This is a genomic window from uncultured Cocleimonas sp. (assembly GCF_947495625.1).
Taxonomy (GTDB): Bacteria; Pseudomonadota; Gammaproteobacteria; order Thiotrichales; family Thiotrichaceae; genus Cocleimonas.
Genome location: NZ_CANLZW010000010.1, coordinates 76,353 through 91,903, shown reverse-complemented (window position 1 = coordinate 91,903; position 15,551 = coordinate 76,353). Strand labels below are relative to the sequence as shown.

Annotated in this window: 13 protein-coding genes; 1 reads left to right on the top strand and 12 read right to left on the bottom strand. The window is 41.5% G+C overall.

Annotated features, from left to right (window positions below; all coding sequences use genetic code 11):
- Positions 1-171 precede the first annotated feature (171 nt).
- From guaD to xdhA, 4 genes are read right to left on the bottom strand one after another with little or no spacing between them, the layout of a single operon-like run.
- Positions 172-1,506 (bottom strand): guanine deaminase, encoded by a 1,335-nt coding sequence (gene guaD / locus Q1A31_RS07605; RefSeq protein WP_299874649.1) that lies wholly within the window; start codon positions 1,504-1,506, stop codon positions 172-174.
- A complete protein-coding gene (gene xdhC / locus Q1A31_RS07600) occupies positions 1,506-2,333 on the bottom strand; it encodes a xanthine dehydrogenase accessory protein XdhC (RefSeq protein ID WP_299874646.1) in 828 nt (275 codons plus the stop codon). Before xdhC ends, guaD begins: the two co-directional genes overlap by 1 nt.
- A complete protein-coding gene (xdhB, locus tag Q1A31_RS07595; protein ID WP_299874643.1) occupies positions 2,330-4,654 on the bottom strand; it encodes a xanthine dehydrogenase molybdopterin binding subunit in 2,325 nt (774 codons plus the stop codon). The genes xdhC and xdhB overlap by 4 nt, the downstream gene beginning before the upstream one ends.
- Entirely contained in the window at positions 4,651-6,120 is a 1,470-nt protein-coding gene (gene xdhA / locus Q1A31_RS07590) for a xanthine dehydrogenase small subunit (RefSeq protein WP_299874640.1), read from the bottom strand. The genes xdhB and xdhA overlap by 4 nt, the downstream gene beginning before the upstream one ends.
- 812 nt (positions 6,121-6,932) lie before the next feature.
- On the opposite strand from xdhA, the gene Q1A31_RS07585 reads away from it, so the two are divergent.
- Positions 6,933-7,703: an outer membrane protein OmpK gene (locus Q1A31_RS07585; RefSeq protein ID WP_299874638.1), complete on the top strand. Its 771-nt coding sequence runs from the start codon at positions 6,933-6,935 to the stop codon at positions 7,701-7,703.
- 181 nt (positions 7,704-7,884) lie between these two features.
- On the opposite strand, the gene Q1A31_RS07580 is transcribed toward Q1A31_RS07585, so the two are convergent.
- The 8 genes from Q1A31_RS07580 to Q1A31_RS07545 all read right to left on the bottom strand — a co-directional run bounded on the left by Q1A31_RS07580 (position 7,885) and on the right by Q1A31_RS07545 (position 15,484).
- Positions 7,885-8,379, bottom strand: coding sequence for an ureidoglycolate lyase (locus Q1A31_RS07580; protein WP_299874635.1), 495 nt, complete (start codon positions 8,377-8,379; stop codon positions 7,885-7,887).
- 49 nt (positions 8,380-8,428) lie between these two features.
- A complete protein-coding gene (alc, locus tag Q1A31_RS07575) occupies positions 8,429-9,448 on the bottom strand; it encodes an allantoicase (protein ID WP_299874632.1) in 1,020 nt (339 codons plus the stop codon).
- 85 nt (positions 9,449-9,533) lie between these two features.
- Entirely contained in the window at positions 9,534-10,439 is a 906-nt protein-coding gene (gene puuE, locus Q1A31_RS07570; RefSeq protein ID WP_299874630.1) for an allantoinase PuuE, read from the bottom strand.
- 1 nt (position 10,440) lies between these two features.
- The gene (locus tag Q1A31_RS07565; protein WP_299874627.1) at positions 10,441-11,616 is read right to left on the bottom strand and encodes a urate hydroxylase PuuD; all 1,176 of its coding nucleotides are present in this window, start codon (positions 11,614-11,616) and stop codon (positions 10,441-10,443) included.
- Positions 11,617-11,622: 6 nt separating this feature from the next.
- Positions 11,623-11,964, bottom strand: coding sequence for a hydroxyisourate hydrolase (gene uraH / locus Q1A31_RS07560; RefSeq protein WP_299874624.1), 342 nt, complete (start codon positions 11,962-11,964; stop codon positions 11,623-11,625).
- Positions 11,961-12,461 (bottom strand): 2-oxo-4-hydroxy-4-carboxy-5-ureidoimidazoline decarboxylase, encoded by a 501-nt coding sequence (uraD, locus tag Q1A31_RS07555; RefSeq protein ID WP_299874768.1) that lies wholly within the window; start codon positions 12,459-12,461, stop codon positions 11,961-11,963. Before uraD ends, uraH begins: the two co-directional genes overlap by 4 nt.
- Before the next feature lie 84 nt (positions 12,462-12,545).
- Positions 12,546-13,913 (bottom strand): 8-oxoguanine deaminase, encoded by a 1,368-nt coding sequence (locus Q1A31_RS07550; protein ID WP_299874621.1) that lies wholly within the window; start codon positions 13,911-13,913, stop codon positions 12,546-12,548.
- Between the two features lie 167 nt (positions 13,914-14,080).
- Positions 14,081-15,484, bottom strand: a complete 1,404-nt coding sequence (locus Q1A31_RS07545; protein WP_299874618.1) for a uracil-xanthine permease family protein — start codon at positions 15,482-15,484, stop codon at positions 14,081-14,083.
- Positions 15,485-15,551: the final 67 nt, after the last annotated feature.

The window sequence follows — 15,551 nt, the reverse complement described above, 5'->3', positions numbered from 1 at the left end:
TGCCCTCAAAGTGGGGAGGTGCCTTTAATCGTTTTAAGAATATATTTCTTAATTACACTTTTATTACGCTTTTAATACACTTGTATTAAACCCATATCGATTGTACCCACCCCCCTACTTTAGAGGCTTTATTTTTTCATGAATGAATAAAAGTCATTGTTATAGGACTTTTCAACCATGATACTTTTTACCCATAATATAGGTTTCTTTAACACAACGATCATCGCCCAACATCAATAATGAAAACAGACGCTCTTCAAACGTAGTGCATTGTTCTATTTTAAATTTCAGCAACGGCGTTGCCTGATAATCCATCACCACAAAATCAGCTTCCTTACCCTGTTCAAAGTTCCCAATGTTATCGTCTAAATCCAGTGTTTTAGCGCCACCGAGTGTTGCCATGTACAAAGACTGGAATGCAGATAAGCTTTGGTCTTGAAGTTGTTGAATTTTATAGGCTTCGTTAATCGTTTGCAGGATTGAGAAACTGTCCCCACCGGCAACATCGGTACCCAAACCTACTTTCACTTTATGTTGTTGTGCTTTATGCAGATTAAACAAACCACTACCGATAAAAAGATTGGAACGCGGGCAATACGATATAGACGAGTCCGTTTCAGCAAGTCGTTGCCATTCGCCATCGTCCAGGTGAATACCATGCGCAAAAACAGAGCGTTTACCCAGCAAATCATAATGATCGTAAACATCCAGATAGTTTTTCCTCTCTGGAAATAAGTCATGCACCCATTCGCACTCTTTTTTATTCTCAGAAAGATGTGTTTGAAAATGCACATCCGGAAATTCTTTTAATAAGCGCCCTGCCGCTTCCAACTGTTCTGGGGTGCTGGTCGGTGCAAAACGCGGCGTTACGGCATAACGTAAACGATCTTTATTGTGCCATTTCTCAATAAGTTGTTTGCTTTCGCTATAAGACGTTTCGGGCGTATCCAGTAAATAATCTGGCGCGTGTCGATCCATCATTACCTTGCCGCAAATCATACGCAAATTACGTTGCTGTGCCTCGGTAAAGAACGCATCAACAGATTGTGGATGTACCGTGCCGAAAACTAACGCGGTCGTGGTTCCATTAGACAGTAATTGATCAAGGAAAAAACGGGCTATTTCTGCGGCATATTCCGGATCAGAGAAATTCGATTCAGCAGGAAAAGTATAGGTTTCGAGCCACTCAAGCAATTGTTCACCGTAAGATGCGATAATTTCACACTGTGGGAAATGAATGTGTGTATCAATAAAACCGGGAGTGATCAGGCAATTGGGGTGTTCCGTAATATGAGCATCAGCGGGCAATGCTTTGAGTAGCGCTTCCGCTTCACCACAGGACTGCACCTGACCGTTGCTATCAATGACCAGTAAACCATCTTTAAAATACTGCCAGCTCTTCTCTTTTGTTTCTGTTGAAGACTGATATTGAGGATTACTTAAGAAATGCAATATTTCGCCGCGATGAGCTGTAACAGAATCTTTAACTGAAGATGAAATTGTCATTAATCCCTGCTCTCTATGCTGACTATCTTGTTTATATCATCTTCAAGTCGAGCATAATCTAACTGCTGCTTTTCTTTTAACAACAGACATTCAGCCATGATCGAAACAGCAATCTCCATTGGTTTTTTAGTCTTTAAGTCGGGCAACCCCATGGGGCATGTCAACTGTTGCAGTTCATCCTGATTAAAGCCTTTCTTTAATAGACGCTGTCTAAATTTTAGCCCTTTGGTACTCGAACCTATCACACCACAATATGCCGAATCTCCACGCGTGAGAATCGCTTCGCAGAGTTGCTGGTCGAGCGCATGATCGTGTGTCATCACCAGAAAGTAACTCTTTTTAGGACACGATTCGACCGCCAGTTCTGGTTTTTTTAAATGAATTATTTGAACATTTCTCGCATCAATATCACTGAGCAGTTCTGGTCTGGAATCGAACAGGTTTACCTTACAATCTACCTCAGTCAATATTTTGACCAATGCCTGACCGATATGCCCTGCGCCAAAAATATTCAACACAAAATCACTTGCGGGAAATACCTCAAAAAAGACCGAAACAACGCCACCGCAGCATTGCTTTAAATCTTTTCCCAGATTAAAACGCTCGGTATGTTGCTGTAATTTATTGGATTTCAATAACTCACGTGCAATGTCGATAGATTGAAACTCCAGCGCACCGCCACCAATGGTATCGAAAGTATCATCTTCAGAAACCACCATTTTTGTACCCGTATCGCGCGGACAGGAACCGCGAACAGCCATCACCGTGAGCAATACGAATCCTTGTGCTTCAGATTCTAGCTTCGCCATTGCCTGAACCCAGTTCAAGACATTGCTCCTCTGTTTGTATCAGTTTCATCAACATTATCAGTTATTGCGCTAATGGCATTCATGATATTTTCAGGGGTCGCAGGCGCATCTAAAGGTGGATTTATTTTGTAATCAGCGACACTGGCTATTGCATCACGGATCGCAAAAAATACCGAGAAACCCAATAGTAAAGGTGGCTCACCCACAGCTTTAGAACGTAGTATGGTGTCCTCGTGATTCGGGTTATGAAAAAGATTTACTCTAAGGTCATCTGGACAATCGTTAACAGCAGGAATTTTATAGGTGGAAGGTGCATGCGTCATCAGCTTGCCCTTCGGGTTCCACCATAAATCCTCTGTCGTAAGCCAGCCCATTCCTTGAATAAAGGCGCCTTCTACCTGACCGATATCTATCGCTGTATTAATTGGATTTCCGGCATCGTGTAATAAATCTGCGCGGAGTAACTTCATCTCGCCAGTTAAGGTATCAACAATCACTTCTGAAACGGCTGCACCGTAGGCAAAATAGAAAAAAGGTCGACCTTGTAACTTATCCTTGTCCCAATTCAGTTTGGGTGTTTTATAAAAACCGTCTGACCAGAGTTGTATTCGGTTTTCATAGGCCTCTACAACAAGTTCTGTGAAGGGTATCGATTGTTTATCAAGACTGACCGTATCATTTTCAAATAACACATCTTGAATGTCACCCCCCCACTTATGGGCGATATATTCTGCTAAACGTTGTTTAATCTGTGCAGCAGCATTCTCGGCGGCTTTACCATTTAAATCAGTTCCGGAAGATGCCGCAGTTGCCGAAGTATTAACAACTTTACTGGTATCTGTGGCTGTAGCACGTACCCGACTGAGATCAACACCCAGCACTAATGCAACAACCTGCGCAACTTTGGTATTCAGCCCCTGCCCCATTTCAGTGCCGCCATGATTCACCAGAATAGAGCCATCGGTGTAGATATGGACCAATGCACCAGCCTGATTGAAATGCACCACATTGAATGAAATCCCGAATTTTACGGGGGTCAGTGCTAGACCTTTTTTTAGAATTGGGCTCGTTTCGTTGTAAGCCTTAATCTCAGCGCGACGCGCTACGTAATCGCTGGTTTTTTCTAACTCGGCAACCAGCTCATGAATAACATTGTCTTCGACTGTTTGACCATAAGGCGTAATATTGCGTTCATCGTTTCCGTAAAAATTAGCTTTACGGATTTCCAGAGAGTCCTTACCTAGATCACGTGCAATATTATCAATAATATTTTCAATCGCGATGGCTCCCTGTGGACCTCCAAAGCCGCGAAAAGCGGTATTTGACTGGGTATTGGTTTTGCCGCACATCGCGTGTATTTCAACATCACTTAGATAGTAAGCATTATCAAAATGACATACCGCGCGGGTTGCTACCGGTGGTGATAGATCAGTTGAAAACCCCGAACGCAAAACCATTTCGACTTTGGCTGCAAGAATTCGTCCATCTTCATCAAAGCCAACATCGTATTCATAGTAAAAACAATGACGTTTTCCCGTAGCCATAAAATCGTCATCACGATCGAGACGAATTTTTACTGGGCATTTCAGGTGATCAGCACATATCGCGGCGACACAGGCAAACAAGCCGGATTGAGATTCTTTACCACCAAAGCCCCCACCCATACGACGAGTTTCGATAAGCACTTGATTAAAATCACGTTTAGTCGAATGCGCAACCAAGTGCTGCATTTCAGTAGGATGCTGTGTCGAACAATACACCAGCATGCCATTATCTTCTTTCGGGATGGCGTAGGAGATCTGGCCTTCAAGATAAAACTGTTCTTGTCCAACCACATAGAATGTTCCTTTGCTTCGATGCGGAGAATCTTGGAGTTTCTTTTCAGGTTCACCACGTACTAACTGCATTGGCGGAACCACAAACGAGCCTTGTAGCTTGGCTTCCTGTGGCGTCATGATTGCGGGTAAATCTTCGTATTCGACTTTAGCTAAAACGCTTGCACGACGTGCCGCCATATAGCTTTTTGCAACAACCACGAACATCGGTTGACCCACAAACTGCACTAAGCCATCAGCAAGAATTGGATCATCCTGAACAATCGGACCACATTCGTTTTCACCCGGAATATCTTTGGCAGTTAATACCGCGACCACATCCTCAGCGGCTTCAACGGCGGATAAATCCATGGACTTGATTAATGCATGTGGGCGCTCGCTTAAACCCAGAGCCGCATACATGGTTCCATTGACTTCGGCAATATCATCCACATACACCGCTTCACCAGAAACATGTAAATGCGCGGATTCGTGAGGGTGAGATTTTTCTGTTGAATGACTCATGAATTCACGCTCGTATTGGCAAACACATCGAGACTTTCGTTGGGTAATGGATTCACCAAACGCGTTTCCAGATAAAAACGGTAGAGTAGATTTGACGCCGATTGCATGCGGTTTTTATCACTCGCGCGCATATCAGTCATTGGCGCATAGTCTTGCTGCATCACATTCATCGCAGTGCGAACATTTGTTTCATTCCACTCCTGGCCGACTAAACTCTGTTCTGTCTGTTTTGCTCTCTTGGACGTTGCAGCCATGCCACCGTATGTTATTCGACAACTCTCAACGATATTGCCTTTCAAGTTAAGCGCAAAGGCGGCGAATACAGCGGAAATATCAGAGTCATGACGTTTAGAAAGTTTATAGCAGCGGAACTGTTGTCCTGAGACTGGCAAAGGCAGATAAATCGCTTCTACAATTTCATCTCGCTGCATATCCTTTTTCATATAATCGAGATAAAAATCCTCGAGCAGCAACGTTCTTGAACCAGCAGTGTTACGTAACTCAACTTCAGCGCCCAAGCTGATTAGTGCTGGCATGGAATCACCAATGGGTGAGCCATTAGCGACATTGCCACCCAGAGTTCCGACATTACGTATAGGCTGTGAAGCAAAACGCTCCCACATCTGGTCCATTTCTGGATAATATTCTGACACCGCTTTATACGTATCGGTTAACGACACTCCAGCACCTATTCTCAACGATTCATCTTTCACTAAAATTTGCTTTAGTTCAGTAACTTCTCCGATATAGATGATCGGGTTCAGTTCTCTAAATTGTTTATTCACCCAAAGGCCGACATCTGTGCCACCAGCGAGAATGGTTGCATCGGGGTATTGAGCACGTAGCTCAGTTAATTCATGAGTAGTTTTAGGTGCAAAGAATTGGGAATCTTTATAGTTATGGTTGAGTGCGGCGTCACGTTTTAAATTACGTAGCTGCTTGCATAAATCATCAGGTTTAAATTCAACCGGAGGCAACTCAAACATTTGTTGTGCAGCATCAAGTATGGGCCGATAGCCCGTACAACGACATAAATTGCCAGTTAAGGCGCTTCTGACTTCTGACTGTTCCGGTTTGCTGCCTTCGGCTTGATGTTTATTGTAAACATTCCACAATGACATAATAAAACCAGGCGTGCAAAAACCGCATTGCGATCCGTGTTGATCGACCATTGCTTGCTGCACGGGATGCAAACTCCCATCACTCTGGCGTAAATACTCAACGGTAAAAACAGCTTTAGCATCGAGCGTAGGAACAAACTGAATACAGGCATTAACCGTTTTCAACTCAAGTTCATCATTTACAAGTTCGCCAATAACAACCGTACACGCGCCACAATCACCTTCAGCACAGCCTTCTTTCGAGCCTGTGAGTCCTTGATCTGTACGTAAAAAATCTAATAGGGTTTTGTCAGCTCGAATATCTTCAAGTTGAATCAATTTATTATTGAGAACAAACTGAATCACTAAAATAAAACTCCATTAAATGTATTGATCACGTTAAAAATTTCTATCCTCTGAATAGATAATATCCAATCTAAAGGATAGCAGAGATTAAATTTTTGTAGACCGTATTATCTATAAAATCATGTATAAAAAAGCGTAAATCCAATCCTTAATTAAAGGTGTATAGATCCAACCGTCCTTCATTATCCCATTAAGTAATTGAGCAAGATTCATGCCAGTTAAGGAGTCTCTGAATAAGTCCCATAAATTCTGGCAACGCCAAAAATTCAGGATCAAGGCGTAGTCATGCAGGAATACTCATGTCTTTCAAATGACTGCAACGCAGAGACTGGGTTTTTGGCTAAGCCCCGAAGGGTAAGCCTCTAGGGCATCATCTCCGTTGTTGCTCTTTTCGTGAAGGCAATAAGCATTCTCTTCAAAGTGCGCCTAGGATATGATGCCCTAGAGACTTACAGAATTTTATTGGGCTTAATCAGAGGCTCCTTAAGCCATTATCATAAAGTCTTAATCTGGCAAGCTCAGAAATAAACAGTCTCTATAAACTCTTAGCAGATAAAAAAGAAAACAACCCAGAATAGTGCGTGTTCATAAATGCACACACCCAGAACAGTGCATGAGTTATCAATTTATACTTAATATCGATTTAAGAAAACACTGCTACCTTGCTCCTACTATACCGATTCTGTGCACCTGCAGCATTTGGCACAAAATTTGCTGAAGTAAATAATAGATTGGTTATCACTTGTCCAATTTTATTTTTTACTCAGGTTTTACTTAAGGAATATTATCGCTATCTATAAGGAGATTATGCAATGCCTTTAAACCCATCATCAACCAAGCTATCTACACAATTAAAATCAAACTTAACTAAAATAAGCGCTTTAGTTTGTCTATGTCTTGCCTCTACAATTTCAACACAGGCGGCAGATTGGAGCTCAACCAATCTACAACTGCTGAATGGCAGTGGTTATGAGCTTGGCAAGAAAGATCGAACAATTTTAACTTTTGAAAATTCACTCGGTTGGAAATATGGGGATAACTTTATATTCATCGATGTAACTGAGCCATTTAATGAAGGTACGAGCTATTACAGTGAGCTTTCTCCACGATTTTCTCTCGGAAAAATGACAGGCAAAGATATGTCATTCGGTATCGTTAAAGACATTATGGTAGCGACCACCTTGGAAATGGGTCAAGGAACACGTGGTTATTTAGTAGGGGTTGGTTTACCACTTAAACTTCCAGGCTTCGCGTTTGCTAATGTGAATTTATATGCACGGCAAAGTGACCGCGATTTTGCTGCTGACGACACTGATCTAGGTGGACAGGTCACACTGACCTGGAATCGTCCGTTTACATTAGGTTCTACAAAGTGGAATTTTGAAGGCTTTCTCGATTATGCGTTTGCTGAAAAAGGTGGCAGTGCGCCGAAAGAAGACAATATCGTAGCAGCACCACGCTTAATGCTGAATCTCGGAAAATCTTTACAAGTGGGTATCGAGCAACAAATATGGAGAAATAAATTCGGCGTTAAAAATGTGGACGAAGATGTTACACAAGCAATGGTAAAATTCACGTTCTAAGCCTGCTATATCAAAGTAAACAGTATCTGCTTATTAATTATAACTAGAAACTAATGTCGTTATAAATTCCTCTTTCAAAGAGGAATTTATAACTAAAGCAAATCATAATTAGATCGAAAGAAAGACAAAGATTACAAATTAAAGAATAAAAGTCACCCCCCACCTTTGGGGCACTTTTTTACTAAAGCTTCAAAATAACCTTAGTGTCCAGCTCCGTTTCAACACAGTTGTTATCATCGGCTATGTGGTCTACTACGATGAAATCACTGTCTTCTTGAAGTGGTATTAAATAATGATGCCATGCGCCTTTACGATAATTCACGCCTTGCCTGCCATTACTGATAAAGAGTTCCAGCTTATCGATATCCAGTTTTTCAGCGGGCGGAGCAACCAGTATCAGAAACGGAATATCGCCCAAGGGATGAAACAACTGACTACCAAATGGATGATATTCCATCATCGTGGCTTCAAACGGTAATTTAACGGCCTTTGATTTGACCAGACTAATACAGGTCTTACCGCCATTATCATTAACATCCACATCTGCGAGATCGTAATAACGGGTGGCCATATCATAATTCATGGAAAACGTTTTACTGGCACTTTCAATGTCAACAACGTCACCAAAAGGTGCAAATGCTTCTGCTGTTAATGGCTTAGGAGTTAATTCGCGCATAGTATTTATGACATCCTGTTTGACTATATATCATTGTATTTAATTACTGCTATTCGCCACATTTGGCGATAGTTCCATACAATCTAAAACGACTGATACCACCATCTGGATAAATATTTAGACGAACATGGCTTACAGCGTTATTTATTCCACTTTCATCATTAATCTGATGACCAAAATTATGTTCCATGTCCATCTCTAGTTTTTGTTCAGAGAGTATTTCAGGCCAGTTTTTACTTTCCTCAATGAGTGCATCAGTATCCATACCCAAAGAGTCATCGTCCAAACAAATCGCTTGAATAGAACAGGTGTCAGGATAATTACCTTTGAAATGAGCCGTATCAACCACCACTTTTTTTAGATGACCAGCATGACCTAATGCGATGATAACCCAGTCATGTCCAGGACCACGTCGACGCGACGTTTCCCAGCCATCTCCCATGTTTTTACCTTTCCCAGGAAAAATAATATTATTCATAACGCCAAAGTGTTCATCACTACAGGCAATGGCTCTACCCCCATTGAGGGCAGCTGCTAAATCCATTATTTCATTTGGGCTTACTTCATCCCAATTACTTTGTGGTCGACCGTACACACGCAAACGTGCAACACCACCATCTGGATAAATATGTAATTTTACATGGCTAATCAATTGATCAGTTTCTACCTTACAGGCTTTAACATCATTTTCTTTAATCGGTATTTTACCAATTAGAGTCGTCCATTCAGTCTCTTCATCCGGGACGCCCGTGCAGTAACAAACATCTAGAGAAATCTCTGGAGGTTGATTACCTACAAAATGCGACGTATCAATCACAACACCATAAATAAAGCCGGGACGTGCGAGTCTCACTATACAATAATCATGTCCAGGGGTTCTTTTGCGGCGAGATTCCCAGCCATCCATCCACTTGCCATGATCATCGTATTTATCTTCAATAAATACCGGCTCTTTATCATGTAATAAGCGTTCCTTCGCAGCAAAAAAATCATCAGTCGCATAAAGCGCCAAGGCACCGAGATTGGCTGACGCAAGATTGATGTAGTCTTGTTTAAATTGTTTAATCATTTTTTAATATTTTCCAGAGATAAAGCTAAATGCATTGATTAATTATTCTATTTTTTTAGATGAGTATATCTGCATTTTTTGACTTCTAGGTATTAGTACTAAACTTTTCTTGCCAATGATTGGCGATATCGATTCTGCGAGTTACCCAAACCTGTTGCTTACTTTGAATATAATCAAGAAAGCGTGCAAGCGCCGCTGCGCGACCGGGTCTTCCAACCAAACGGCAGTGCAAACCTATGGATAACATTTTAGGCTGAGTCTCGCCTTCTTTGTAAAGGAAATCAAAACTATCTTTGATATAACTGAAAAACTGATCGCCACTATTAAAACCCTGAGGTGTGGCAAAACGCATATCGTTTGAATCCAAGGTATAAGGAACGATAAGTTGATCCTTTTTAAATTGTTTATCCCAATAAGGTAAATCATCGGCATAACTGTCCGCATGATAGACAAAATCAAATTCATCTGCGACCAGTTTGGCTGTATTTGGGCTAGCACGCCCCAGATAAAAGCCTAATGGTTTCGAGCCTGTAACCGCTTTTTGGATTTCTATCGCTTTGTGTAAATGCTCTCGCTCTAGTTCAATAGGAAGATGCTGGTAATCAATCCAGCGATAGCCATGACTGGCGATTTCCCAATCTGCTTTTAACATCGCTTCTACAGCTTCAGGATTACGTTCCAAAGCCATTGCAACCCCAAAAACGGTAACGGGTAAATCTCGATCGGTAAACATTCGATGTAAACGCCAAAAACCTACACGCGAACCATATTCGTATATAGATTCCATATTGGCATGCCGCATGCCTTGATAGGCCTCAGCACCGACTATTTCAGACAAAAAACGCTCAGAGGCATCATCACCATGCAGTATGCAATTCTCCCCGCCTTCTTCATAATTGATGACAAATTGAACGGCAATACGCGCCTTTTCTGGCCATTGGGGATGTGGTGGATTCGCTCCATAGCCAATCATGTCACGAGGATATTTCATGCTATTTCTCCAAAGACCGATACCAGAGACTAACCTGTTCGCGTTCCTCATCGGTCATTTGAGTGAGATTACCTAAGGGCATGATTTTTTGCATGACCTGAGTATTGACCTTATCCGCATTATTTTCAAGATCGATAGGATTATCATAAGCCAACCCAGCGGGTGGTGCCGCAAAACCGGGCTGTGTCGGTTTAGCACTATGACAACTTGCACAACGCTGATTAATGATAGGCATGATTTGTGCGGTGGTCACTTTATCTGAGGCTTCCAATGCTTTTTGTTTAGCAGGCATTGTCGCCATCACAATCAGTATAAAACCAAACATCGCGGTTGGTAACATCCAAATCGCTTTTCTAAGGTGTCGAATATTAAAGTAATGACGCGCGAGAACACCAACAGCTGACACAGCAATTAGCACCAGCCAATTATATTGATTACCGTAAGTACTCGGATAATGATTACTAATCATAATAAACAGCACCGGCAGAGTCAGATAATTGTTGTGTCGTGAACGTAACAAACCGTTCTCACCAAAACTCGGATCAGGAACTCGACCTTCAGAAAGCGCTTTTACAAGCTCTTTTTGCGACGGAATTATCACAAAAAACACATTAGCCGCCATGATCGTACCAATAGCAGCTCCAACATGGATATAAGCGGCTCTTGGACTAAGTACCAAGGTTAGCAAGAAGGCAAGCACTGCCAGAAATGCAAAAATTAGTAACCCTAATACTTCTGGTTTCTGTTTCAGAGATGATTTACACAGCTGATCATAAACGACCCAACTCACCACCAGACTTCCAATACCGATCAAAACCGAGGTTATCGTCGAAATATCACTCACCGAAGGATCAATCATCATGGCTTGGGCATTGTAATAATAAACAATACACAGCAAGGTTAAGCCACTGACCCATGTCATATAGGCTTCCCATTTGAACCAATGCAGTACCTCAGGGAGCTTATCTGGGCCGTTCTCAAACTTTTTCAGGTGATAAAAACCACCTCCGTGAACCGCCCATAAATTCCCATCAATGCCCTTTTCTTGAGGTGCTTGACGATTTAAATGGTTTTCTAACCAGTTAAAATAAAACGATGCGCCAATCCAGGCAACACCTACAATAAAGTGAATCCAGCGGACTAAAAGATTAAGCCATTCTGCTATGTGAGCTTCCATAAATAATCAGCTTCCTCTATACGTTGAATAGCCAAAAGGAGATAGCAACAGTGGGATATGGTAGTGCTCACCATCGCCAGTAATATCGAACACAATTTCAGCATACGGATAAAAAGCATCTACTTTCTGCTTTTTAAAGTATGCCTCGGTTACAAACAAAACCTTGTATCTTCCTGCCTCCAGCTTGATCTCATCTGCCAATAACTTAGCAACACGACCGTCGTTATCGGTTATTCCTGCGCCCAGTAACTGCCATTCATTGTCGACTAATTGTGATAAAGTTAAATCAATTCCTTCAGCGGGTTTACCAATAGCTGTATCCAAAACATGGGTAGTAATTTGGCTCATGCTTTTTCCTCTAATAATTTTTTTAATCTAATCTGGGTTATTTTGCGTTGTTCTTCAGCGGCATTTTCCAGCTCTTCATTCCGACTATTGGGTAAGCGTTGTTGAAGCAACTGAAGCATTTCCTCAGCACTTTTACCGGTGGCACATACAATAAAAATGAAACCAAATTTGTCTTTGTAATCGTTATTGCCCTGAGCCAATACTTGCAAGGTATCTTCATTGGCTGTATTAACGCCAGACTGTTCATGCCCCGCCAGTTTTTCGGTATTACGATATTTTTCTCTGAGCGAAGATACATTACCGATTTCGGGGTGGCCTTCAAAGGCTTCCAGTAAGTCTGCTTTTGTAGATAGCGCCCAGACTTCATCTGCTTTTTCCAACAAGGATTGAGAGTCAGAAAATGGTCGACTTTGCTCCATGCGCTCGCACCACCTATGGCTGGTATTACATTGCATAAAGGCATCAATCGCCTGTTCCTTAGTTAGTTTATTAAGAATAGCCAGTTGATTAATAATAATGACACCCCCCTACTTTTAGGCGTTTTTTTGTTGAGGCATTTGTAGAAGTATTTGTTAAAGCATTCATCGTGCTAATTCCTTTGACGCGTTTGTATGCTCCACCATTAACTCAGCAATATCCAGATCAACCACTTCGCCATCTATGACTTTCCATTCACCCGCAACCATAACGCGATCTGCTGTGTGAGCGCCACACAATAACAATGCAGCCAGTGGATCACCCGCACCAGAAAAACGGATTTCATCCAATTTAAAGAATGCCAGATCAGCTTGCTTGCCGACGGCTATTTCACCAATATCATCACGTCCCAGACATTGTGCAGAACCTTTTGTAACCCAGCGTAATGCATCAAAATGAGTCACCCCCGCAGAACCATAATGCAGACGTTGTAATAGCATCGCCTGCCGTACTTCTTGAATCAGATTAGAACAATCACTGGATGCTGAACCATCAACGCCTAAACCCACTGGACATCCTGCTTTTTCTAAATCCAGGGTACGACATTGTCCCGAGCCCAATACCATATTAGAGCTTGGGCAGTGTGTCACGCCCACCTTTGCTTTTCCTAAACGAGTGATTTCTTCATCGTTAAAATGGATCCCATGTGCTAGCCACACATCATCCGACATCCAGCCAACACGTTCCAGATAATCAACAGGTCGCACGCCAAAAATTTTCATACAGAAATCATTTTCATCATGGGTTTCTGCAAGATGAGTATGCAAACGTACCTTTTTCTCACGCGCTAATATTGCACTTTGTTTCATTAAATCTTCGGTCACACTAAACGGTGAGCACGGTGCTAGTGCAACCTGCATCATCGAGCCTTCACTGGCATCGTGGTGTTGGGCAATAACCCGATCACAGTCAGCAAGAATAGCATCTTCCGTTTGAATAGTATTACGAGGTGGCAAGCCGCCCTCATCTTCACCTAGGCTCATAGAGCCTCGTGTCAAGGTTGCGCGAATACCCACCGTGTTAATTGCATCAACTTGAACATCCAGCGCTTCTCTAGCCGCTTCAGGAAAAATGTAATGATGATCCGCCGCTGTGGTACAACCCGATAACAATAATTCAACACTGGCAAGTCGGGTAGATACATGAATCATCTCTTCATTCAAACCCGCCCAGACAGGGTAAAGGCTTTTTAACCAGGGAAACAATTCTTTATTTAAAGCATCGGGAAAAGCACGTGTGAGTGTTTGATAGAAATGGTGATGAGTATTAATTAATCCGGGTAAAACAACATGCTCTGATGCATCAAATATTTGATCAACTCGTACTGAGGGTTTTTCATCCAGAGAGAGTATTTCAAGGATTTTATTGTCTTTTATAACAACACCCTCAGCGTACTCGTTCTTATCGCTATTTTTACCGTTTCCGGAACCACCAACAAAAATTGCAAGCGGGTTCTTTATCCAAATATTCATTAATTGAGTCTAAAGTGCCTCGTTTTAATTAACTAGTACGTTTAAGTAAGCCTGGCGAAATGCATATTTTATATGCCTAACGCCAAGCTTTTTCAATCAGAACTTTATACAAAGAACTCTATTCTAAGAAAATTACTAAAAGTACATTTTTCATAGAGCTAGACCTATCAGTTAGTTGCTAATTGTTCTTTAGTTTCTTTCTCAAGTTCAGGCACAGATAGAGACTTAGACTCAGGTTGAGGCAGAATCAAATTCAAAATAATAGCCGATAATCCACCCATGGTAACTGCACTACCAAAAATATTTTGAGCCATTTTAGGTAGCTGGGCTATTGCCTCGGGAACCATTAAAACACCTAAACCCATGCCAAATGAAACCGCTATCACTAGCATATTACGTCGATTTAATTCGACTTGCTTCAATATCTTTACTCCTGCCGCTGCAACTGTTGCAAACATAATTAATGTCGCACCACCTAACACTGGCTTTGGCATATTTTGTAACACACCACCAATTACAGGGAAGAAGCCTAAAATAATTAAGATAACAGCTATAAAATAAGCCACATGACGACTGGCCACACCAGTTAACTGAATGACACCATTATTTTGACTGAATGTAGTATTAGGAAACGTATTAAATGTTGCAGCAATTAAAGAGTTCACACCATCACCAAGAACACCGCCCTTGATACGGTCACGATATTTTTGACCTTCTATTTCCTGTCCTGAAATTACACAGTTTGCAGTAATATCTCCCGTTGTTTCAATCGTTGTAATAATATAAATAAGCGCTATCGGTAAAAAGGCAGAGAGATCAAATGAAAATCCGTACTTAAATGGCACGGGGAGACTCACTAATGGTAAAGCGGCTAAATTACTAAAATCTATTTTTCCCATTATCATGGCAAGAATAAAACCAACAACAAGACCTATCGCGATAGATGAAATTCGTAACCATTGATTTTTCATTTGATTCATAAGGATTACAACAAGTAATACCGTAAAACCAAGCGACATATTTTCGATACTACCCAAATCTTTAGCTTTAAATCCTCCAGCTAAATCAGTCATACCCACTTTAATCAAACTCAAACCAATTACTGTGATGACTATGCCTGTTACCAGAGGAGTAACCACATTCTTTAATTTTCCAATAATCTGGCTTAAAAATATTTCGATAAATGCACCAAAGAAACAAACCGTAAAAATCAGTGAAAGAATTTCATCAGGTCCTCCGCCTTTCGCTTTAGCGATAAATCCAGCAGCCAGTATTGAACTGAGAAAAGCAAAACTTGTTCCTTGCACACATAACATACCTGCACCAACTCCGAGCATTCGACGTGCTTGAATAAACGTCGCTGCACCAGAAACGATCAATGCCATACTAATCAAATAAGGTATGTGAGATCCTAAACCTAGCACACCACCGATAACCAGAGTCGGTGTAATAATTCCCACAAAACTCGCCAACACATGCTGTATCGCAGCAAAGGTTGATTCGGTAAAGCCTGGGGTGTCTTCTAATTTGTAAATCAGGTCCGTCTGCGGCTCGCTTTTATACTCTGCCATAATATTCTCCATGAAATTAGATCAATTGAAAAAGTCACTGCAGTAATAAACAAAGCAAATTTAGTGC

Coding starts and splice junctions, on each gene's coding strand:
- guaD (WP_299874649.1), bottom strand. CDS start 1,506: ATGACAATTTCATCTTCAGTTAAAGATTCTGTTACAGCTCATCGCGGC.
- xdhB (WP_299874643.1), bottom strand. CDS start 4,654: ATGAGTCATTCAACAGAAAAATCTCACCCTCACGAATCCGCGCATTTA.
- Q1A31_RS07585 (WP_299874638.1), top strand. CDS start 6,933: ATGCCTTTAAACCCATCATCAACCAAGCTATCTACACAATTAAAATCA.
- Q1A31_RS07580 (WP_299874635.1), bottom strand. CDS start 8,379: ATGCGCGAATTAACTCCTAAGCCATTAACAGCAGAAGCATTTGCACCT.
- alc (WP_299874632.1), bottom strand. CDS start 9,448: ATGATTAAACAATTTAAACAAGACTACATCAATCTTGCGTCAGCCAAT.
- puuE (WP_299874630.1), bottom strand. CDS start 10,439: ATGAAATATCCTCGTGACATGATTGGCTATGGAGCGAATCCACCACAT.
- Q1A31_RS07565 (WP_299874627.1), bottom strand. CDS start 11,616: ATGGAAGCTCACATAGCAGAATGGCTTAATCTTTTAGTCCGCTGGATT.
- uraH (WP_299874624.1), bottom strand. CDS start 11,964: ATGAGCCAAATTACTACCCATGTTTTGGATACAGCTATTGGTAAACCC.
- Q1A31_RS07550 (WP_299874621.1), bottom strand. CDS start 13,913: ATGAATATTTGGATAAAGAACCCGCTTGCAATTTTTGTTGGTGGTTCC.
- Q1A31_RS07545 (WP_299874618.1), bottom strand. CDS start 15,484: ATGGCAGAGTATAAAAGCGAGCCGCAGACGGACCTGATTTACAAATTA.